Source organism: Pseudomonas sp. PS02303 (assembly GCF_029959925.1).
GTDB classification, from domain to species: domain Bacteria; phylum Pseudomonadota; class Gammaproteobacteria; order Pseudomonadales; family Pseudomonadaceae; genus Aquipseudomonas; species Aquipseudomonas mandelii.
The window spans coordinates 47,380-67,033 of sequence record NZ_JASCOM010000015.1; the positions used below are offsets into that span (position 1 = coordinate 47,380).

At 53.9% G+C, this 19,654-nt stretch carries 21 protein-coding genes and 2 pseudogenes; 21 read left to right on the forward strand and 2 right to left on the reverse strand.

Annotated elements, in window-relative coordinates; all coding sequences use genetic code 11:
• Positions 1–8 precede the first annotated feature (8 nt).
• Positions 9–1,028 (reverse strand): annotated as a pseudogene (gene ltrA, locus QMX98_RS06550) (group II intron reverse transcriptase/maturase); the annotation flags it as partial.
• A gap of 473 nt (positions 1,029–1,501) precedes the next feature.
• Positions 1,502–2,152 carry a hypothetical protein gene (locus QMX98_RS06555; RefSeq protein WP_200617262.1) on the reverse strand — a complete coding sequence of 217 codons (651 nt, stop codon included), beginning with the start codon at positions 2,150–2,152 and terminating at the stop codon, positions 1,502–1,504.
• Positions 2,153–2,597: 445 nt separating this feature from the next.
• Between QMX98_RS06555 and QMX98_RS06560 the strand changes: the two genes are divergently transcribed.
• The 21 genes and pseudogenes from QMX98_RS06560 to QMX98_RS06660 all read left to right on the forward strand — a co-directional run bounded on the left by QMX98_RS06560 (position 2,598) and on the right by QMX98_RS06660 (position 19,626).
• Entirely contained in the window at positions 2,598–2,903 is a 306-nt protein-coding gene (locus QMX98_RS06560; RefSeq protein WP_200617263.1) for a hypothetical protein, read from the forward strand.
• 116 nt (positions 2,904–3,019) lie between these two features.
• On the forward strand, positions 3,020–3,211 hold the full coding sequence (locus tag QMX98_RS06565; protein WP_050682323.1) for a hypothetical protein: 192 nt from the start codon (positions 3,020–3,022) through the stop codon (positions 3,209–3,211).
• Between the two features lie 230 nt (positions 3,212–3,441).
• A pseudogene (locus tag QMX98_RS06570) lies at positions 3,442–3,837 on the forward strand (single-stranded DNA-binding protein); the annotation flags it as partial.
• A gap of 190 nt (positions 3,838–4,027) precedes the next feature.
• The gene (locus QMX98_RS06575; protein WP_200617264.1) at positions 4,028–5,194 is read left to right on the forward strand and encodes a RecT family recombinase; all 1,167 of its coding nucleotides are present in this window, start codon (positions 4,028–4,030) and stop codon (positions 5,192–5,194) included.
• A gap of 69 nt (positions 5,195–5,263) precedes the next feature.
• Positions 5,264–6,280, forward strand: a complete 1,017-nt coding sequence (locus QMX98_RS06580) for a lambda-exonuclease family protein (RefSeq protein ID WP_200617265.1) — start codon at positions 5,264–5,266, stop codon at positions 6,278–6,280.
• Between the two features lie 203 nt (positions 6,281–6,483).
• Positions 6,484–7,515, forward strand: a complete 1,032-nt coding sequence (locus QMX98_RS06585; RefSeq protein WP_200617266.1) for an AAA family ATPase — start codon at positions 6,484–6,486, stop codon at positions 7,513–7,515.
• Between the two features lie 3 nt (positions 7,516–7,518).
• Positions 7,519–7,962: a hypothetical protein gene (locus QMX98_RS06590; RefSeq protein ID WP_200617267.1), complete on the forward strand. Its 444-nt coding sequence runs from the start codon at positions 7,519–7,521 to the stop codon at positions 7,960–7,962.
• 58 nt (positions 7,963–8,020) lie between these two features.
• Positions 8,021–8,350, forward strand: a complete 330-nt coding sequence (locus QMX98_RS06595) for a hypothetical protein (RefSeq protein WP_042955044.1) — start codon at positions 8,021–8,023, stop codon at positions 8,348–8,350.
• 202 nt (positions 8,351–8,552) lie between these two features.
• Entirely contained in the window at positions 8,553–9,794 is a 1,242-nt protein-coding gene (locus QMX98_RS06600; protein WP_234451889.1) for a DUF3150 domain-containing protein, read from the forward strand.
• A gap of 69 nt (positions 9,795–9,863) precedes the next feature.
• Positions 9,864–11,660, forward strand: a complete 1,797-nt coding sequence (locus QMX98_RS06605; RefSeq protein ID WP_200617269.1) for a VWA domain-containing protein — start codon at positions 9,864–9,866, stop codon at positions 11,658–11,660.
• A gap of 71 nt (positions 11,661–11,731) precedes the next feature.
• Positions 11,732–12,154, forward strand: coding sequence for a hypothetical protein (locus QMX98_RS06610; RefSeq protein ID WP_200617271.1), 423 nt, complete (start codon positions 11,732–11,734; stop codon positions 12,152–12,154).
• Between the two features lie 148 nt (positions 12,155–12,302).
• Complete coding sequence (locus QMX98_RS06615; protein WP_200617273.1) at positions 12,303–13,133, forward strand: hypothetical protein; 831 nt, start codon at positions 12,303–12,305, stop codon at positions 13,131–13,133.
• A gap of 196 nt (positions 13,134–13,329) precedes the next feature.
• Positions 13,330–14,256, forward strand: a complete 927-nt coding sequence (locus QMX98_RS06620; RefSeq protein WP_282410464.1) for a hypothetical protein — start codon at positions 13,330–13,332, stop codon at positions 14,254–14,256.
• Positions 14,257–14,361: 105 nt separating this feature from the next.
• Positions 14,362–14,799 (forward strand): hypothetical protein, encoded by a 438-nt coding sequence (locus tag QMX98_RS06625; protein WP_200617277.1) that lies wholly within the window; start codon positions 14,362–14,364, stop codon positions 14,797–14,799.
• Positions 14,800–14,873: 74 nt separating this feature from the next.
• The gene (locus tag QMX98_RS06630) at positions 14,874–15,068 is read left to right on the forward strand and encodes a hypothetical protein (RefSeq protein ID WP_200617279.1); all 195 of its coding nucleotides are present in this window, start codon (positions 14,874–14,876) and stop codon (positions 15,066–15,068) included.
• Positions 15,069–15,285: 217 nt separating this feature from the next.
• Positions 15,286–15,759: a hypothetical protein gene (locus QMX98_RS06635; RefSeq protein ID WP_200617281.1), complete on the forward strand. Its 474-nt coding sequence runs from the start codon at positions 15,286–15,288 to the stop codon at positions 15,757–15,759.
• A gap of 64 nt (positions 15,760–15,823) precedes the next feature.
• Entirely contained in the window at positions 15,824–16,471 is a 648-nt protein-coding gene (locus QMX98_RS06640; RefSeq protein WP_200617283.1) for a hypothetical protein, read from the forward strand.
• A gap of 374 nt (positions 16,472–16,845) precedes the next feature.
• Positions 16,846–17,346, forward strand: a complete 501-nt coding sequence (locus QMX98_RS06645; RefSeq protein ID WP_200617285.1) for a hypothetical protein — start codon at positions 16,846–16,848, stop codon at positions 17,344–17,346.
• A gap of 172 nt (positions 17,347–17,518) precedes the next feature.
• Entirely contained in the window at positions 17,519–18,193 is a 675-nt protein-coding gene (locus QMX98_RS06650; protein ID WP_200617286.1) for a hypothetical protein, read from the forward strand.
• Between the two features lie 57 nt (positions 18,194–18,250).
• A complete protein-coding gene (locus QMX98_RS06655; RefSeq protein ID WP_200617287.1) occupies positions 18,251–18,802 on the forward strand; it encodes a hypothetical protein in 552 nt (183 codons plus the stop codon).
• Positions 18,803–19,008: 206 nt separating this feature from the next.
• On the forward strand, positions 19,009–19,626 hold the full coding sequence (locus tag QMX98_RS06660; RefSeq protein ID WP_282410465.1) for a hypothetical protein: 618 nt from the start codon (positions 19,009–19,011) through the stop codon (positions 19,624–19,626).
• Positions 19,627–19,654: the final 28 nt, after the last annotated feature.

Consider the following 19,654-nt stretch of genomic DNA (forward strand, 5'->3'; position numbering starts at 1 on the left):
CGGATTTACATCCGCCGTCCTCTCACACCACCGTACGTACGGATCCGTATACGGCGGTTCAGGTTATGCGGTTAAGCCGTTTTATCGTATCCAGTATTGAGACCAGCCCCAGGCTGTCCCACAGCTTCTTCGGCAGCGCGTGATTCATATGTGACCAGCACTCGCTCGCCAGCACGACGACTGCGCACATAAATATTGGCGTCGTCGGCATAGCGTACAAAGCGATGGCCCCGCCGTTCCAGCTCGCGGTCGAGTTCATTGAGCAGGATGTTCGACAACAACGGTGAGAGCGGGCCGCCTTGCGGCGTGCCTTCCTGCCGTCGGCTGGTGATCCCGCCCGACATCATTCCCGCTTCGAGATAACGACGGATCAGCATAAGCACACGTTTATCTTCGATTTGACGCTCGATGTAGGCCATCAATACATCGTGGTTGACCCGATCAAAGAACTTCTCCAGATCGAGTTCCACGCACCAGCGGTGTCCCGCCGCCACATGGGCGCGGGCGGTTTCGATAGCTTGATGAGCGCTTCTGCCCGGACGAAAGCCGTAGCTGTGGTCCGAAAACAGAGGGTCGAAGATTGGCGTGAGCTGTTGCAGCAGCGCCTGCTGGATCAGGCGATCCACGACACTGGGGATACCCAGCTGTCTTGTGCCGCCTTTGGGTTTGGGGATGTCGACGGCGCGTACACCTTGCGGGTGATACTCGCCGGCCAGCAACCGAGTCTTGAGGATCGGCCAATACTGTTTCACGTAGCCTGCCAATTGGTCGACCGTCATGCCATCGGCACCCGGTGCGCCCTTGTTGCTGACTACGCGTTGATACGCACGCTTAAGGTTGGCGGGTGCAAGCACCCGCGCCATCAGCGTGTCCGGCTCCGCGTTCGTCCACGTCACAGACGCCGTCGATGCTTGCGCCCTGTCAGCCGTCATCCTCGGATACCGTCCGGGACCTGGGGTAACAGTTTCCTCTTGGAGAATATTCTGCGTTTCAGCATTCGACGAGACTCTGATGCCTACTGGCGGCATAACCTGTTCGGCCCTTGGTGGCGGGGTTATTCGCCACTTACTACGGCCTCGGCTGACTTCTGCAGGTTCATCCCGTCGCCTCTCGACGCTCGGTAGCACAGTGGCAAACCTACAGATCTCCCAGGGTAATTCGCGCGACCTTCCTGCTTATGCCTGTCGGATCTACGTCACAGCGTTCCGTGCAAGTATTGGGCTTTGAAGATATTGGCCTTCTTACCCCGCTGCGCCGCCTCTATCCGCTTCCTGTTCGTCAGGCCAGCATTTTGCCTCGGGCTTCCTTCAGATTCGCAGTCGCCCGCGACACCCTTGCCTCTGGCTAACACTTCCCCTTGCCGGGTGTGTAGAGGACTTTCACCTCCAAGTCATCAGCGTGGCCACCACAGCCAAGCTGGTTGCGCTTCGCGCAACGCGCCATGCCTGGCGCACTAATAAAAAAGGGCGCCAGATGGCGCCCTTTGTTCATGTCGACGGCATTAAGCAGCTTGTTCTTCTTCCTCGATGGCTTCTTGCGTGCTCTTGTCGACTTCGGTTTCTTCAGCCGCTTCGCCCAAGGATTGCGCGATTGAATCTGCATAGGGCTCTTTCTTGCCCTTGTTCCGCGCTTCGCTGGCCATGTTCTGCAGCTTGCGGATCACTTTCATAACCTGGCGCATGCGCTCGTTTGCCACCAGGCTGTTCTTGTCCGACGGTAGCAGGCAGAGCAGCCATGCGGTCTGTGCCTGAATCAGCATTTGGTCGAAGGCTTGAATAATTTGCGCAAACCGCATGATCGCCGGCGTGGAGACGGTGAAAGTATAGGACTGGGCGTTGTCATAGCGGGCGGTAATGCCCTCTTGGCCGGCCACCTTGATCATGTGAGAGTAACGATCGCGTTCTTTGTTGATCTCGGTTTCCAGGTTGATCAACATCGTTTCCACGGCCGTGATCACCCCGTTGTAGTCGAACGCTTTGTTCGACTGCGCCATTGCGCGTGCCACCACGTCAACGGTGAAGAGGGCGCGTGCCGCACCTTCAAAGCAACGACGATGTACGCGTTGAGCTTGCTCGGTATGGAGTGTGTAAGTGGACTCAAGGGTTGCGCTGGAGTACCTGCCTTGCGGCTTGAAATCGTGTCCGTTGGCCATTGCATGGCTCCTATGGGTTGGGGAGCCTTAACGATATTCTTATGATGCTTTTTGGTAGGTTGAATCTGACCCGATGTTAGGGTCAGAAGCTACGCTAGCCGCTTTACACCATCCATAAGGGCAGTTATGCTCAAATCTAATCTTCACCCAAGCATGTTGCTTGAGTGTTGTCCCGACAGGTCTTACCTGTTGGCGTTGTGTGAAGCTGGGCACCATACCCAGCACTCAATCGATCACGATTCGCGGTCGTGATTTTACCCAGAGGGGCTTTCTGTCCCTTTGGGGTGGAGGCTCCTCATTTTTTGCTGGAGGCCTCCATGAAATCTGCAATCCTCTCTACTGTCCTGTCCGCTCTCGCGCGGTTAGTGATGGTTCTGTCTGCTGACACCGCACATGCTTACAACTCTTACGCCGGCCATGTAATGGCTGACCAGGAGGTGAGCAAATGAACAACCTTCCTATCGTGTTGCTCATTCTCGTTGTGGTTGTTGGGTACCTCTACCTCACTCGTTCCAAGAAGGTTGTTCCTCGCCAGGATCCCAAGCTTGGTAACGAGAAGGTTGATGATCTGCATGTGTCGCCTACCCAGGCCGCTCATGCGAAAGCAGCAAATGCTTCGCTCGGTCTTAGTGCCAAGGATTGCCTCGCTCTGCGTGGCGCCACTCGCACTAACCAGCTACCGAAATTGATCGATTATTCGACCTATGACGTGCCGACCTTCCAGCGTCGCAATATTCAGCTCAGCTTCTGAGCTGATGGACTACTCACTCCCTGAGTGAGTAGTGCTGCAAGGGCCACCCTTCCCAGGTGGTCCTCCAAAGTTCTCGCTTTGAGTGCTTTGGTGGACCACCTGGCGAGGAGCCCTCCATGCAATATCCAGTTCAAGCGTTCTATCTTATGGAACTACAAGAGTTACTCCTCGGCGGTGAAACGGTACGTGTACCGGACAACATCGCGAGTACGGTGACTCCTGAGGTTATGGACATTCGCTATGTCAAGCGGTGGGCCGTGTATAACCACATTCTTCCCGAGACCGCGGAAATCGGGATCACGATGTAAATCCCTTCGATAGCGGGGGGGAGCTCGCTCCCCCTTGAAGCTTCTTTTCTGTGGCCTTGCCTCAAGCCCATTGAAAAGATTCTTCTGTACCTGCTACCTGAATTCCTGTTGGTCATTGTTGACCTTCGGATGCAGAAGCTGGACTGCTTTTCCCAGCATTAACAACAATCCCCTAAGGGCCACTCATACCCCGCAGGGGCGTGCGCCCCGGTTCTATGCGGAGTGACAACATGGCGCGTGGCGTAAACAAAGTAATCCTCGTTGGCACATGTGGCCAAGATCCCGAGGTCCGCTATTTGCCTAACGGCAACGCGGTCACCAATCTGAGTCTCGCTACCAGCGAGCAGTGGACAGATAAGCAGTCGGGTCAGAAGGTAGAACGTACTGAATGGCACCGTGTCTCGATGTTCGGCAAGATTGCTGAAATTGCCGGCGAATACCTTCGTAAGGGTTCGCAGGTGTACATCGAGGGCAAGCTGCAGACTCGCGAGTGGGAAAAGGACGGTATCAAGCGGTATTCAACTGAGATCGTCGTTGACAATCAGGGCACCATGCAGTTGCTCGGTGGTCGCCCTCAAAACCAAGACAGCTCGCAGGCTCCCGGTGGCAGTAATTCTGCCTCTCGCTAGTAGGCTGCGAGGTCTATGCCTTAAAACGCAACAACCGTCGAAGCCTGGACCATTATCGGACTTTGATGATTTCGCTTGAGGCCTTGCCTCTAGCGAAACACTGCTGATCCAACTCAAGCAATTCATCCCGCGCGGGGCGCAAATCCCGTTTGGGGTTTGCCTCCGCCTCTTAACCTGGAGGTTACACATGGCTGGCAAACAAATTTCTCAACAGCGACCCTCCGTGAAGCCTGAACAGATCAATGATCTGGTTAAAAGCACGGAGCAGGACTTCACGAACATTGTGAGTGCGATGAATAGTCGTATGAACTTTGCCCAGGAAGCGCTTTACGCCTACCAAGCAATGCTCGGTAATTCCTACCTGGCATCGGCAGCAATGAACAACAAGGCAAGCTTTGCCTTGGCGATGCAGCAAATTGCTTCGTCGGGGCTTACGCTGAATCCGGCAATGGGGTTGGCATTTCTGGTACCCCGCGAGGGGAAGGTGATCGCCGATATCTCCTACCGGGGATTGATGAAGATCGCAACGGATAGCCGTGCTGTCGATCTCGTGGTGGCCTGCTCGGTTTACAGTCGTGACACCTTTAGCTACAACGGTGCCAATGACGAGCCAATCCACGTCTACGATCCATTCCTGGCGAAGCATGATCGGGGGGAGTTCCGCGGCGTATACGTCAAAGCGTATCTGTCCATCGGTAAGCTTCTCGTTCACCCAGTTAGTGCAGAAGACGTCTATGCCGCCCGGCAGTTGTCTTCTGCATGGGCGAACACGGACCTTTCGAAGAAGAAGGGGCCTTGGGATACCCATTTCGACTCAATGGCTATCAAGACGGGTATCAAAATTGCCCGGAAGTATTGGCCAATGACCAGTCCCGCCCTCGATAACGTCATCTCCTACCTCAACGAGGAAGGGGGTGAGGGCTTCGTAGGTGGTGCAGTCACGCTCGAAACTGCGTCGCGGGAGATGCACGGTCCTTCGTCGGTAACTCAGACCAATGTCGTTAACCTGCACGAGGGAGTTGTTTACGACGTTGATCCCAACCCTGTTGTGCAGCCTCAGGCAGATGCCTCACCAGTTGGTAATTCGCACTACGCCCAGATGGATCAGCCTCGTTCCCAAGGTCCGATTCGTACTGAGGGGGAGGCTGGCGCCGGATCGTCGCCACGTGATGTTAACGAGACGCTTATCCGTCGTATTGATCAAGTGCATGACCGCTCGATGCGTACCGGTGCCTGGCAGAGCGCTTTCGACTGGGCTACCGCCCAGCTGAAAGGCGATCTGCTCGAGCGAGCAAATAAGAAGTTCCGTAAGGGACAATCTGAATACCTCGCTAAGCAGAAGGTGCCTGCGTGATGTCAGTACTCAACCCTAAAGGGGGCCTTGCCCCCTTGGGGGCTGGGTTCCTCCACCCATGGAGGCACAATGAACGTTATTAATTTGCGCCAAAGGAGCCCCCAGTGGCACACCTGGCGAAATGAAGGGATCTCTGCAACTTCTACCGCTGTGATCTTGGGGCATCATCCTGAGAAAACACGGTGGCGGTTGTGGGCTGAAATGACGGGGCGGGTTGCCTCCATCGACATTTCGATGATCCCCCAAGTTCGCTTGGCAATCATGCTGGAGCCTCATGCGATCGCTTGGTACCAGGATCGTTTTGACACGGTCTTGCTTCCGCTCTGCGGTCAGTCGATAACACACCCTGTACTCAGGGCGAGTTTTGACGGCGTGGATCCGGAGAATCGCCCAGTCGAAGTGAAGGTCCTTTCGGACACAAACTTCGATGAGGTGAAAAATCTGGGAGAGCTGTCCTCGCACTACAAACTCTACTGGTGGCAAGTTCAGCACCAGATGGCTGTGTCAGGGGCAGAGAAGGGCTTTCTTCTTTTCTACCACACCCGGCATGTCCCGATTGTCTTCGAGATTCTTCGAAGCGATCTGGCAGTAAAGTTGATAACCAAAGCGGCGCTTGAATTCTGGGCGCTGGTCGTCACCGATACAGAGCCGGAAAAAGACCCTCTTCGCGACTACTTCATCCCTGAGGGTGAGAAGCTGGCGGAGTGGGTAAAGCATGCGGCCGAGGCCAGGACCATTGATCGTCGTATCAGTGAACTCGAGGCAGAGCTGAAGCTGATGAAGTCGCAGAAGGAAGGGGTTCAGAAAGGATTGGTTTCCCTTATGGGGCACCATATGCTGGCTGAAGCCGAGGGTGTTCGGATATGCCGTTACCAACAGGCCGGCAATGTGCGGTGGAAGGAGTTGTTTGCCAGCCTTCACCCGGACTATCCCGAGGATAAATTGCAGTCGTATCGCGCGCCGGTGACGGAGCGATCCCGATTGACGATAGATCCTGATACCCCGCTTTCTGACGCGGCGCTGGCGCATCTTTTCGAGGCCGAAACTGTTGACCTGGAGGGTGGTGTTCAGGCATTTTGCTATTAGGGATTGAGGGCCATTTGGCCCTCATTTTCTCTTTCAAGAAATCTGCGGTAAGCACGTCCTTACCAGAGTTTTCTGAATTTGTTCCTTCGCCATGTGGCATGGGAGCGATAACGCAGCTGTTCGTTCTAACAGCAAATCTTAAACCCCCTGGGGCATCCATTCCCCAGCAGGGGAGTGGTGTCTCTCTTTTCTGGAGTTACACCATGAAATTTCAAGACATCATCCCAATGAGCTCGTTCGGCGTTGTCGGCAATCAAGGGCAAGTTATGGCCCCTGGCTTCCCAGCTGATCATGAACTGATGGAGCTCGTTCCATCGATCAACCCTCACTACTTCTTCCGCACCATCCTGCGGTTGCCAGTAATGAACTTTCTCTACTCGCATGGTGGCGACTTTCTGTCCCTTGTGGGTCCGACTGGCGCCGGTAAAACGTCTATCCTCGAGCAAATTGCGGCGCGTCTTCGTTGGCCTTTCCGCAAAGTAAACGCTCACTCAAGGATGGAAATGCCTGAGCTGGTTGGTTCGACCTCACTCGACTGTGAACAAGCAACGGGTGATCAACGAACCTCTTTCCGCTACGGTCCGTTGGCCCTAGCAATGAAGGAGGGGGCAATTTTTGTTTTGGACGAGGCGGATGTACTCGATCCATCGGTGTTTGCAGGTCTTAATGCGGTGCTGGAAGGTGGCGCGTTGGTTCTTGCAGAAAACGGTGGTGAGATCATTTACCCGCATCCAAACTTCCGTATGGTCATCACGAGCAACACTCGTGGTCAGGGCGATGACACTGGTCTCCACGGCGGCACCATGGCGCAGAACCTTGCGACCTGGGACCGTTGCCGGATGATCGAAGTACCATACATGAGCAAAGCGGAGGAGCTTCAGATCCTCTCGTCGACAATGCCAAAAGTGGATGTCGCGATTCTCGAGAAGATGATCGATATCGCCAACGATGTGCGTAAGCAATTCGTTGGAAATCCTGAGATGGAGTTGAAGCCAGGCCAGCCTGGTCTGACGATCACCTTCTCGACGCGCTCGCTGCTGCGTTGGGCTCGTATCGGTTCAACCTACAGTGGTAACCCATCAGCCAAAGCAATCTTCCCGTCAACAATGGGTCAGGCTCTTCGTGAGGCGCTTACCAACCGTGCTGATAAAGCGATGCGTGTGGTTGTTCACACCATCGCCAAGGACGGATTCGGTGCCGCTTGGGGCGCAGACCCTGTTCTGCAGACGGTGTAAAACATGAGCATTTTTTTCTCGTGTGCAGTTGAGTCAGCACAACGGGAGCCTATCCGGCTGGCACTACAGGATCTTGATTCTGTAGCTGCCAGCCTGGGGCTGTCCTCGTCGCTGAAATCTCTCGGTGAGTTGCTTGAAGGCTCTCTCGCTTCTGGCGAGCTGAAACCTTATGAAGACCTCGAAAAGATACTTTTGCTGTCGGCAGTCGCTGTCAATCTGGGACCGGTAAACACTGGTGTTCAGCTACTCAGTTTGGCCACCGGCGGCGGTGAATCCATTGCTTTGACTAACGCTAAGGAATGCGATGCATTTCTGACGCGGTTGTTAAACGTTGATCAATACAATCAAGGCATTCAAATTTTGATTGCCCTGGGTGTACTGCCAAAACCCTTGGACCTTTCTTCCTTCGCCAATGCTTTCGAAGGCGAGTCTGTGTTCTGTCTTTAACCCTTGCGGGGCTCGTCCCGTAAGGGGAGAGCTCCGAGAGTAATTCGGAGTGTGAACCATGAATTTGACACCAGCGATCTGTAAGGCCGTTGAGTTGTGCACCAGCCACTTGCGCAAGGAGGATGTACAGCTTCTTGAAGCAATCGCGGCTGAACATCGAGGGCGCTTCAGTGAGTCCGCTGAATTCCTCCCAGTCGTCTTCGATACCCGTCATGGGTTTTTGATTGCGATCGGTGAGCTCACGGTCAACGCTATTGTTGCTCGAGGTGCATCATCCGAGTTCAAGTCTTTGCTTGAATGGTGCCTTGCACCTTCTCAGGGAATCCTCTATCTGGCTTTCGACGCTGATGCTGAGCAGATTGATGATTTACCAATGTTTGATTGGTAAGAAAGCGGGGGCCTCTGGCTCCCGCCTTCGAGCCTGCTTTGCTATAGTCCGGCTATAGCAAATCAGGTTCTCAGCGTTGCTCATGCGAGCAACCTGCGTTAGTGACAGCTACTCACTCAAATCCGCAGCATTCTTACTTAAACCCATTGGGGGCGACCTTCCCCATATGGGGCAGACCGCCTCCACTTCCCGGAGGTGCGTCATGCAAAATTCTAATCTCGTTCAAGAAACTCAAATTCTCAGCAAGCTTTTGCTGGTGGATTTGAACGTCAGTATCTGGTCCGGCCGCAAGAAATTGCGCGCTGAGGACCTGGGTGTAGATCTCAATCTGCCCCCATCGGAACTGGCCTCATTGGGTAGCAAGCGAATCACCGATCCTGATGAGATCAAGGAATTCGATCGGCTGAAGCGGCGGGCAATTCGCCTGCTTGAAACTAACGGTGTTCGCTTCATGGGAGGCTACGGTCTTCCAAACGATGTTGCGCCGGCGGTTGCAGCTGAACTGCAGGATATCCAGCGATTGTTCTCCCAGCAGATTCAGATTTTCATCGGTAAGTACGATCAAATCTGTATTGACTGGATGAACAAATGGAACGGTAAACCTCAATGGCGTAAAGCTATTGAGAACGCCATCACTCCTAAGGCTGTCGTTCAACAACGTCTGGGCTTTCGCTTCACTCTTTGCCGCGTGGTTCCTGATGCATCGGATGCCTCGCTCTCCAAGGGCTTGGAGCAAGAGGTTCAGGGGTTGTCGGGTCAGCTGTTTCGGGAAATTGCCGATGCAGCTGAGGATCTTCTGGACAACAGCTTCGTTGGAAAGGGCTCCGTCAGCCGTAAGGCTGTCAGTGCCATGCTCAAGATGCACAAGAAACTCAGCTCGCTGGCTTTCTTGAATCCGAAGGTGCAGGACGTAGCTGATTACATGATGGCCGTGATCGGTAAGCTGCCGAAAACTGGTCCCTACGAGGGTTCGCAATTTCAGGATCTGTTAGGCCTGATCATGAACCTTTCTGACGAGACCAAAATTCTCAAGATGGCTGAGGTATTCTCGAAAACCTCCACCGATGTCCAGTCGACCCTTCAAGTGCAGGCTCCGCTCGTTATTGATACCTCTATTGCCGCCCCGGTCGTAGTCGAATCGACGGAACCACACCTGATTGACGATGTGGAGACAGCGTTTGACTTGGCGGGTGAAAGCCTACTGGCAAACGATGTTGCGGTTGATGGTGGCCACACTGCACCTAGCGTCACGCTCGATGAGTTGATGACTGGTACCACCCTTGAGGGTGATATGAGCATTGGCGAGTTGTCGGCACTGGCTGAGCAAATCCAAGCCAGCGCTTTTCAATCGGTACCCGTTGTCGAAACAAGCGCTTTACCTGCGGCCCACATTGTGGCGCCTGTGGTCGAGTTGCAAAGTGGCGCTATCGAGTTCTGCATGTAATTCCAACCCCTCGGGGGCACACCTGCCCCCTTTGGGGTCGGTGTGTCTCCACTACCTGGAGGCAACACCATGAATAATTCTCTTCAAACAGCACTCCCGATTATCGCTCGCTACTACTGCGATGATCTGGGAGTGACCGTTGTCTGGGGCGGAAGCCAAGCTTGTACCAGGAACAACGTCATCTACCTCCCAATGATTGAGGCGTCGCCTACCATGCTGAATGTGGCCCTGGGCTACACGGCGCATGAGTCGGCACACATCAAATACACGGATTCGACGGTGTACGACAAAGCAGGACTCGAACCACCGTTCATTGGGAAATTTTTAAACCTTCTCGAGGATATTCGAATCGAGAAACGCATGATGACTGACCATTACTCCACCATTCACCCCTTAGCCGTGACGGCTCAAGAGGTGCTTGGGGGCGAAAGTGATCTGTCAGGAATGACTGAGGCGGTACTGCTTCACGACGGTTGCTTGCTCGTTGGGCGCGCAAAATTGCTCAACCAACCGCTCCAGCGTGAAGCGGATAACCTTATCTTCAAGATGAGGGAGGTTTTCGGTCCTGGCCGTAGTACCAAGATTTTTGGATTGCTCAACCAGGTCACTGATCTTCCGGATACTGAAGCTGTTTATCAACTGACTCACCGCATCTTGGATGTTCTTGATGAGGACGAGCCGGAAGACGACCAGAGTCAGCAGCAGAACCAACCGTCGCCGAATTCTGGTCAGGGGTCGAACCCACCGGATCAAAGCGGACAACCTCAACGCCAACCTGGTGATGGGAGAGATAATGGATCGGCCAACGATCAATCTGGCGGTTCAGATGATCCGGATGCGAAAGCTGATGGTTCATCCGCAGGTGCTGGTGATCCTGGCAGCGATGCCGCTGGGCCGGATGCCGCTCCAACTGCCGGCGCTGCTACCGGTCAAGGACCAGTTGAAAAACTAAAGCAGAAGATACTTTCTGCAACAGAGGCTGACCTCGATGATGCTAAGTCCGATATCGGCGGGGAAGCTGCAAAACTGATAGCCCAAGCAGTAGACCACTCAAGTCCTACTCCTGCCTCGGTAGTGAAAGATGCGGTGGGCTCAAGCTTGCAGGGGGGAATCGTCGTTCAGAATGGTCAGCTTGCCTCGATGGGGCTGCGACAGGTCCTAAATGGACTGATTCAGGGGTCTCGCGACGCGCGTGTAAGTCTGCGTCGCACGGGCAGCAAGATCGATTCCTCGCGCTTAGCGCGGGTTCGGGTTGGGGAAAACCGGATATTCCGGCAACAAGAACCCGTGCAGCGCACGAATGCGGCAATCGAAATTCTGCTCGATGGATCTGCGTCGATGGATTCTCGCGACAAGGGCAAAACAAAAGCTCCGCTTCAGATTGCCGAGGAAGCCACCGTTGCAATCCTAACCGCATTGGAGGGGATTGCTGGCGTGACGACCGGTGCGATGGTTTTTCCACGCAATGGTGGGCATGGAACAGCGGTTGGCATCTTGAAACGGCACGATCAGCGTCTTGTTGGTGCAATTCAAGAAGGACGGTTTGGCCTGAAAGCAACCGGCAGTACACCTTTGGCAAATGCCATATGGCCAGCTGCTGGAGATCTACTGAGGGCCAAAGGCGAGCGGAAAGTAATGTTCGTTATTACCGATGGCGACCCCGACAACGCTGACCAGGCTAAAGCCATGGTCGGTCGTTGCAGGGATTCAGGAATCGATGTGTTCGCGGTCGCTTTTGGGACTGCCAACACAGTGAAGCTCCAGGACGTCTTTGGTAAAAACAAGTGGCAATTTCTGAGTGATCTCGGCGAATTGCGCGCTGCTTTAAATGGCCTGGTTCAACAGGTTCTGACACAAGCCGCTTAAGCGGATTCAACCCAAAGGGGGTACTCACCCCCTTAGGGGTGGCGTACCTCCTCCTAACCGGAGGTATACCAATGCAATTAGCCATGTTGTTCGGAGAGCAGTCTCAGTCCGAACTCCCCGACAGCCTCGTGAAGAAAGTTCGTCGCGCACGTCGCCACCAAGGGACAAGTGCGGTAGACGTTCAGCAGTTCTCTATCTTCGACCTTCTGGCGCTGCCAGAGGAGGAGTTGGGCCCTGTTGAATGGACGGATGACGATATCGATGTGCTCAGGGAAAAACTGCTGTTTGAGGCGTGCAGTATCTTTTTGGACAAGCGCGCAGCACTCGGTACTCGGAAAGACCGTTGGGCATGGATCATGAGCGATGTGCTTTCACCATTCTCGTTCAAGGTCTGCATCAGCGCTGCTGGTGTCGACTGCGACAAGTTCCGTGAAAGTCTGGTTGATCTTTGCCGCCGAGAAGGGGTGATTGATCAACTGCAAATCGCCGCATAACGAACCTTCCTCCAGAAATGGGGGAGGGCATTAGGCAGTAGATATCTATGCCATTTGGCTAGCGGTATCTGATGACCAACAAAAACTAAAACCGCTGGGGCGGTACCTCCCCAACGGGTGGTGCTTCCCCTGAAAAACTGGAGGCACCATGCGCTATAACACACAATCTAAACTTGAGTTTCCATCGGTGGAACTGTTCCCTTACCGAGCGTCTGGGCATCTCCGTTCACGAGATGAGTACCGACAATTGGCGGCAACCCTGCAGCAATTTGAGCAGGGACGCCGGGGCGAGTTTCTCGAACGGCTGAAACAGTTCAAGGCGGTAGGAGAGGAGTCCATACGATCTTTTCCAGCATCGCCGGTTGAGCAACTTTGCAACTACGAGATGCCGCCGGCGCCACGCGTTCTGGTGCACGCACCTGGAGCGTATGTGACGCATGCAAGCCATCACGTGGTTGATGATGCGCCGTTGGCCTCCATCGATGATTACGCGGGCTACGGAGAACACTCTGGGGGCATTCCTGAGCACCTGTTAGAGCCTGGTCATTCGGAACCACCTTTTGAGGAGGTTCCGCCTGGTGACTACAGTGATACGCCTATGGGCGCTATTACTGACCACGTTTTGCCGGCGGATGTACTGGCCGACGACAACCAGGTTGATTGGTCAGGCGCTAAGGAAGGGGTCGTTTCCCAATACGGTCACTACCACTACAAGTTCGACAAGAACGAGTCCATGTCGTACGTGGTTCGTCTTGGTAGAAATGAGTACGTCTGGGGCATTGACCTGGAGCGTGTGGTGAACCTGCAGAGCATTCGGAAGGGTGATCATATCCAGCTGAAATGCATCGGCAAGCAACCCGTCGAAGTCGAAGTGCGTGTCAAACAACCTGATGAAACGTACAAGGTCGCTACACGGATCGTGAAACGTAACACTTGGGTGGCACGCGTTATTGCTCGAGGGCCTGAAGAAGTGAAGTAGTAAGAAAGCTCGATCAGGGTCGCCGTTATGGCGGCCCTGGCTGAGTCTTCAAACCAGAGGGAACGTGCCCTCTGGTTTGAAGATTCTTTGTGCCGGAATGATCTGGCGCAATGAAGCTGAATATTCAGCACTCAACACCCTGTGGGGTTTCATACCCCACTCCGGGGTATGGCTTCACCTCCTAACGGAGATATCCATGCCCAACTTTAAAATGCTGCAGTCGGTTTTTACGCAGGCTGCTGCCCTGGGGATTCTGATCCCCAATGAACTGAAAAACTTGCCTGAGGTCCTCGATGAGTTCGTCACTATTGCCGACGGTCTCGTCACTTCAGCTGACAATACAGGTTGCTGTGATGAGCTGACGGTAGTTGACGCAGTGAGGGTGGCAGCGCTTTCAAAGGCGGTGAATTCGTTTCGAAATGAAATCTGCGAGCTCAATCAGCCGTCGATTGAAGTTTCCCTTTCGATCTTCGATCGCCATGGTGAGCTCTATGCAAGTCGTGTGGTGAATCTGGCGGCTGCGGGCGTTTCAGATGTTGTTGACCATGCTGCGCAAGCGGTGCTTTTGCACCGAGCTGGCAAGAACATGGGCTCTGTCATGGATGAGCTTGAATCGGCCTTGGTCGTCTACGACGTGATTCCGGATGAGGGTGATTGGCCCCTATCCGGCAGCACTGCCAACGTGAGGATCGAGCTTGAGTCGATTGATATCGTGACAGGGTCTGTCTATGGCGGGGCTACTGCCGCAAGCGGTAAGCGTGCATTGGTGGATCGGAGCATGCTTTCCGGTGCAGCTGTACACCACATGTGTGTTGCCTACCCGGGTGGTGGCAACTTCGGTATTCCGCCGGAAGCTACCCGAGATGGCGCGGAGCGTTTGATTCGTGAGCTGGGCATGGTTCCAATGAACCTGGTCGTGGAAACACTGACGCTGGGTCCCGACAAACTCCCAGAGTTCAGTCTGACGGTCAGTTTGCCGGGGAATGCGGTTCTGATCGGGGAAATCAGCGATGTAGTGAAATACGTCGCCGAGCACTGGGATCTGCGATTCCGATCCCTACACCCAGCGGAGCAGAGTGGGCTCGTGGATCGCATGGTCCGTACGGTGTGTGCTGACCGCTAAGGTCATGTTCGCATCGTTACACACAGTTCCACCGACGTTTTAACAAACCCTCGCGGGGTTCAGTCCCCCCATGGGGCTGGCCCTGTTAATTCCAGGAGTCAGAAAATGAAATTGAAAATCACCGATATCTCTCAGATTAAGTTTGCCCAACGTCTTCGATTCAACGGCGTATGGGTGCACGACGTCTGGGTTGACGGTCAGTATTTCCAGATTGAAATTGGCGACGATTCATTCAAGGGCCGGCGAGAGTTCTTCAGCGGGATGTCCGATGTTGAGTTTGAGCGGGATGTTGTTGGTCGTCTCAACACCGTGACCATGATGGATCGCTCAGCTCCTCCTGAACCATTGGTGACTGCGTTCAATCAATGGCGAAAGGAAGTGCACGCCGAACGCGTAGAGCGCCTACGCAGCCAACCAGAGCGCTACGGCACGATCAGCGAGGGTGATCCTTGCATACAACCGTATCCTGACGTGGTTGCGGCTCGTTACGAGCTTGGTCAGGGTTGGGTGAAAACGACCCTCGTGGTGCAGTCTGCGGCCTGATTTCAGGTCCAAATCAATCTAACAACCTTGAGGAGCATCACGCATGTGGTGCACCTCGTGGCATAGGAGGACCTATGAAATCTGGAACCAACTCGCCTCACACGATCAAGTTCGCGGGGCAGCTATCGGTCTTTGAGAGCCCTCATTCGGGCAATGTACTGCTCGTCGACCGCGCTGAGTACAACCGCTATAACCGTCTGGTTTGGGTGGCTCTACTTCCTGAAGATCCAGTTGCGCTGGAGGCTATAGCCCTTTACCGGGCCAAGTAGCTCTAGCTTCAACATTTCGGTACCAACCATCCTTGGTCAAGCCAGGGATGGGCTTTATCAGATCACATCCAAGAGGGATACCTGTCGAATGTGATTTCCCTATCCAGCATGTGCTGGAGAGGAAAACAGCTGCACTTGCAGCACTGGCCTCGGCCTTTCTAACCCCTGCGGGCACCACCCCCGTTTGGGGATGGGTCCGTACTCACGGAGATGACCCATGACTTTAATTGACCACCACGGTACGCAACCTTCCCGGGCACGTGTTTCGTGGCGCCTGTCTTATCAAGGTAAGCACGAATACGACTGCTCATTCTTGGGCAGTGAGTTTCGCGTCTCAGTCCGCGTTGCCAGAGAGCGCTATCCGGTTTTCTGCAACATGAGTGAGGTCGAGTTTGAGCGGTGGGAAAACGGTCAATCCGGCTATGTGACCCACAGTGATCCATCAAAACTCACGGCTGAGTTCGTGGCCACGTTCAATCGATTGCGCTTCGAGGAGTGGCAGCAGCAGGTGCTAATCATGCTGAGGCAACCCGAGAAGTTCGCTGACTACACGCCCAAGCATTTCCCTGTGTACGTCGGCGCGTCCTACGATAAGTCAGAAGGCTGGGTTCGGATGCATGCTTTCGAGGAAATTCGGTCTCTGGCCGGGATTCCCGAGCACATTGCAATCGACCCAACTGTTTTTCACTAAAACCCACCGCCGGGCCAATGTCCCCGCGGTGGGGCATGGTCCGGCTCCAACCTGGAGATACGCCATGAATGCAAACCAAGCACTGATCGTTGTTCAACGCCTGCTCATCAATGCAGGGTCTCGGTTGAAGCTGCGATTGGTTTCTCACGTAGGAGCGGATTACTGGAGTTTTTCTGTTGTTGGCCGCGGCCGAATGGGCAAGAAAGTCATAGTGCCCTTCATCCAGGTCACCGACGGCTTCAGAATTCTGGGGATCCTGGACCAGGCGGGCCGAAACGCTCATTGGCTTTTCAATGGCCAGGCTGGAAACGGTTGCCGGCAGATTGCCCACTACGGGGATCAAGGCCGTACCGTTGTATACCACTCGAAGCAATATTTGACCGAGTGGTATGGAAAGAGCGTAGGGGACGCAGGTCTCTCCATCGCGTGCCAGGAGATCATTGCCTGTGCGCCCGATCGCGAAACGCTGGTCCTTCGGGATCTTGAGTATGAACGTGACGACCAGCGAATTGAGTTGCCGTCCACGAGCCAGGCCGATGTCGTGCAGCAATGCTTGGATGGGAAAATTGTTCCAGTCCAGGTCGAGCACTACGAAAGGCTGATTAAAGAGTTCGGCGTCGCAGTCCGTTTTGGCAGTGGGGAATACCGCGGCCAACTGATGTCGATCGATACATTTAAGGTTCTGCTTGCCGGCCAATTCATGGCCGCGTGAGGTTCGATCTTTCCCGTGAAGGAGCGAGTTGGAACAATAAGAGAAATCATGGAGCCGGGGCGCTAAGACGCCCCGGTTGCATGCTGTGCTTTGCCCAGGCAAAATCCAGTTCAGTTACCCAGTTGCTTGTGCACCTAGGTAAAAATGAAGCTGGTATCCCAGCATTTCTCTCAACTCCGGCGGTACTCGTTCGCTAGGAGTCAAAAGCTCGTTACCCATGGTGCGAACTCGATGATTTTCAGCCAGCTGACTTTTGCGTTCGTGGTCGAGAACACCTCGTCGCGGTTGAACATCAGCAGCTGACCATTCAAAAACTCAACCTGCGGGGGTGTGTTCCCTGCGGGAGCATGGTCCCGCTCAATCTGGAGATGACCATGAATTGCAAAACCACCCAGAAATACATTTTCATCTTTGTCAGCAGCTACCGTGGGACGCATTCCTATGAAGCCAAGTTGATCGAGAACGGAATTGTTGGCCAGACATTACGGCTCTCATGCCGAGTAGCAACTGATTCGTACGAACAGCCTTGCACGCTTTCTCGTGAGGAGTGGGTAAAACAGGTCAACGGAAAAGTTGGGATGGTTAGCACCTACCCATCAGAAATGCTGACAGATGAGCTCGTGGCCACCTTTAACCGATGGTTGTTTGATGAGTGGGAGCGAGACTTAGCCAAGATCATCGGCAGCCCTGAGGTTTACGGCACTGATGTTCCGAGCCTCTGTCCTGTCTTTGTGGGCGGGAGGTACGACGCTGCAACTGGCTGGTGCGCCCTGCAGGCGTTCGATGATTTGGTGAAGCTTGCCGGCCTGCCGGTAGAGCGCTGCTGGAATCCTCGACTTCAAGGCGTAACCCGGGAAATGGTGACTGTCGCCTAATAACTGGTTTTTTTTACGAAGGCCCAGGCCTTTAGAAAAGAATTTTTCCATTCTTCGAAGGCCTTGAGGTCTTCGAGAAAACAAGCTGGTCACGCCAGCACAACTCAACCCATAGCGGGGCTTCATGACCCCGCATTGGGGTCATGGCTTCGCATTTAACCGGAGCTCCATGATGAAAGTTTTTGCATTTTTTCAAAGCGTTGATAATGAGTTCTACACCGTTTTCGTAACGAATAAAGCTCACTCCGATCAGCGTTGGCTGACTGCCGTTTCACCAAACACCAACAACTTGTTTGAAGGTTTCAGGCTTGCACTGGAGAAGTTTGAGGCGGGTCAGCGTGAGCTTGTCAGCTTGGATAGCGTTCACGTTTCGTTGTTAGGTGAGGTTGTCGATGGCGATGTTGCCATTGGTCAGCATCGTATGTTCCTTGTGTCAGCCGATGAGCAGTATTGGCTGGCCAACAAAAAAGGGCAGTTGGCTAAACTGAGTGACCTTGAGTCCACACTGCAGTCCTACCTTGGGACCGCTACTTGTGTTCTCAGCCCGGTCAGCGATGAACACATCGGGGCCGTAGTCACGAATTACTCGCCAATTGAAAATCTGCGACCTCAGGTATTGGTGGTCATGGAGGATGGAAACCCGGTAGGTGTTCAGCTTTTCGGGCTCCCAGCTTCAACAGCGGTCTCTGTTCTGAATGTGATCCACCCAGATGATGTTCATAGCTTGAGAGACGAATACCTTGGTGATCTTGTCTTTGAACACGGCGAGGTCAAAAAGAATGTTCGGAATGTCACCCCCGCGGTGCAGAACCTGAACACTTTTTCGCAGCTTGCTAAATTGATTTAACCCACTCGGGGCCATGTCCCGATGGGGCGTGCCCCGTACCTCATCCTGGAGTACGACATGACTACAACATCCAAGCTTCAAATCAATCTTGATTGCATGTTCATTGGAAGTCACACGGAGGTGGTTTTGGTCCCGGCCGATCTCACCCTTGCAGAAACGCATGACATCATGAACCTGCGGTTTGGAACGGTTAAAGTCGGCGAATATGTCATCGATACCGAGAACGGATCTAAATACAACTCGCACACCGAATGGGTTGGTGACGATGAAAAGCACACGCTTGAAATCGTGAGAGATCCAAACGGGCGAATGAAAATACTCAAGCAAGAGACCGTTGTTTCTGAACCGGCCATGGCGCCGGTGGCCAGCGACGGGCTTGTGTTCATCCAACAGGATGAAGACTTGCACACCATCATTGCAGCCCTGCGGTACTGGCAGCAGATGGGCATGTGTGACCCCTTCAAACGGTCGGATGAAATGCACTCCTTGTGTACAAACAACGATGAGCTTCAGTCTTACTGTGACGACGACGTCGACGACCTGGTCATGAGGCTGAACGTCGAGATGGACCCCAAGAGCTTCTTGGAGGAAATCAAGGCTATCGTTTGATTGTGAGGTAGCCGGCCCTTATGGGTCGGCCACCCTCAGAATGCTTTTGAGTGACTCTGCTCAAGACTCAGTCACAAGCATTCTTTGGCCACTCATGTGAGTAGCCAAGATACCCAGCTGGTGGTCACCAGCACTCAAACTTAAAACCCACCTGGGGGCATTCATCCCCAGTGGGGGTGGTGCTTCCAATCACTTGGAGTTCCACCATGACTACAGTAATCAACACAACGATTGGCGAGGCAAAGGGCGGTGTAGCGCGACTCTGGCTTGAGGGTCAGAAGCTGGTTCATGCCGGCGTAAAGGTTGGTGCTAAGTACCTGCTGCGAAGCAATGAAGCATCCAAGCGTCTCGAGTTGGTACCGGTCTCCGGCGAGACGATGGAAGCGGGTTCCTTCACTGTTTCTAAACGTGAACGAAACGGTGTGGTCACGCCTCTGTTGGAGGTGCGCACCGATTTGCTTAAGAAGTTCTTTGAAGGCTGCGAGAAGGTTCGTGTTGCCATTCGAAGTGGTCGTATTGTCGTAACTGCTCTGCAGATCGACCTCAAGATCAAAGAGCGTGTTGAGCGTATAAAACGCAAGCTCACCGAGAAGGTGGCGCTGGCGAAAGGCTCGCTATATCACGGGAGCGGCATCATTGATAAAGCGCTGCACTCAGGCCTTTTGGTCGCGGGGGTTGCGTCCTTCATACAAGTCGGCGTTGAGGTCGATTCCAATTATCTGGATGTATCCCCCGGTGTCAGGATAGTTGTCGCCTCTCCGATTTTTCCTAAAAAAGCATATCGGGGGCGGAAAGAGACTGGTCGTGCCGTACTATTCACCTGAACGCAGAGCCGCATTACTTAAAATGCTG

Bases quoted from the DNA above. Each gene is read 5' to 3' on its own strand.
- QMX98_RS06660 (WP_282410465.1), top strand. From the start codon at position 19,009: ATGACTACAGTAATCAACACAACGATTGGCGAGGCAAAGGGCGGTGTA.
- QMX98_RS06600 (WP_234451889.1), top strand. From the start codon at position 8,553: ATGCAAAATTCTAATCTCGTTCAAGAAACTCAAATTCTCAGCAAGCTT.
- QMX98_RS06555 (WP_200617262.1), bottom strand. From the start codon at position 2,152: ATGGCCAACGGACACGATTTCAAGCCGCAAGGCAGGTACTCCAGCGCA.
- QMX98_RS06640 (WP_200617283.1), top strand. From the start codon at position 15,824: ATGAATGCAAACCAAGCACTGATCGTTGTTCAACGCCTGCTCATCAAT.
- QMX98_RS06630 (WP_200617279.1), top strand. From the start codon at position 14,874: ATGAAATCTGGAACCAACTCGCCTCACACGATCAAGTTCGCGGGGCAG.
- QMX98_RS06650 (WP_200617286.1), top strand. From the start codon at position 17,519: ATGAAAGTTTTTGCATTTTTTCAAAGCGTTGATAATGAGTTCTACACC.
- QMX98_RS06575 (WP_200617264.1), top strand. From the start codon at position 4,028: ATGGCTGGCAAACAAATTTCTCAACAGCGACCCTCCGTGAAGCCTGAA.
- QMX98_RS06590 (WP_200617267.1), top strand. From the start codon at position 7,519: ATGAGCATTTTTTTCTCGTGTGCAGTTGAGTCAGCACAACGGGAGCCT.
- QMX98_RS06615 (WP_200617273.1), top strand. From the start codon at position 12,303: ATGCGCTATAACACACAATCTAAACTTGAGTTTCCATCGGTGGAACTG.
- QMX98_RS06605 (WP_200617269.1), top strand. From the start codon at position 9,864: ATGAATAATTCTCTTCAAACAGCACTCCCGATTATCGCTCGCTACTAC.
- QMX98_RS06645 (WP_200617285.1), top strand. From the start codon at position 16,846: ATGAATTGCAAAACCACCCAGAAATACATTTTCATCTTTGTCAGCAGC.
- QMX98_RS06620 (WP_282410464.1), top strand. From the start codon at position 13,330: ATGCCCAACTTTAAAATGCTGCAGTCGGTTTTTACGCAGGCTGCTGCC.
- QMX98_RS06610 (WP_200617271.1), top strand. From the start codon at position 11,732: ATGCAATTAGCCATGTTGTTCGGAGAGCAGTCTCAGTCCGAACTCCCC.
- QMX98_RS06585 (WP_200617266.1), top strand. From the start codon at position 6,484: ATGAAATTTCAAGACATCATCCCAATGAGCTCGTTCGGCGTTGTCGGC.
- QMX98_RS06595 (WP_042955044.1), top strand. From the start codon at position 8,021: ATGAATTTGACACCAGCGATCTGTAAGGCCGTTGAGTTGTGCACCAGC.
- QMX98_RS06655 (WP_200617287.1), top strand. From the start codon at position 18,251: ATGACTACAACATCCAAGCTTCAAATCAATCTTGATTGCATGTTCATT.
- QMX98_RS06580 (WP_200617265.1), top strand. From the start codon at position 5,264: ATGAACGTTATTAATTTGCGCCAAAGGAGCCCCCAGTGGCACACCTGG.
- QMX98_RS06560 (WP_200617263.1), top strand. From the start codon at position 2,598: ATGAACAACCTTCCTATCGTGTTGCTCATTCTCGTTGTGGTTGTTGGG.
- QMX98_RS06565 (WP_050682323.1), top strand. From the start codon at position 3,020: ATGCAATATCCAGTTCAAGCGTTCTATCTTATGGAACTACAAGAGTTA.
- QMX98_RS06625 (WP_200617277.1), top strand. From the start codon at position 14,362: ATGAAATTGAAAATCACCGATATCTCTCAGATTAAGTTTGCCCAACGT.
- QMX98_RS06635 (WP_200617281.1), top strand. From the start codon at position 15,286: ATGACTTTAATTGACCACCACGGTACGCAACCTTCCCGGGCACGTGTT.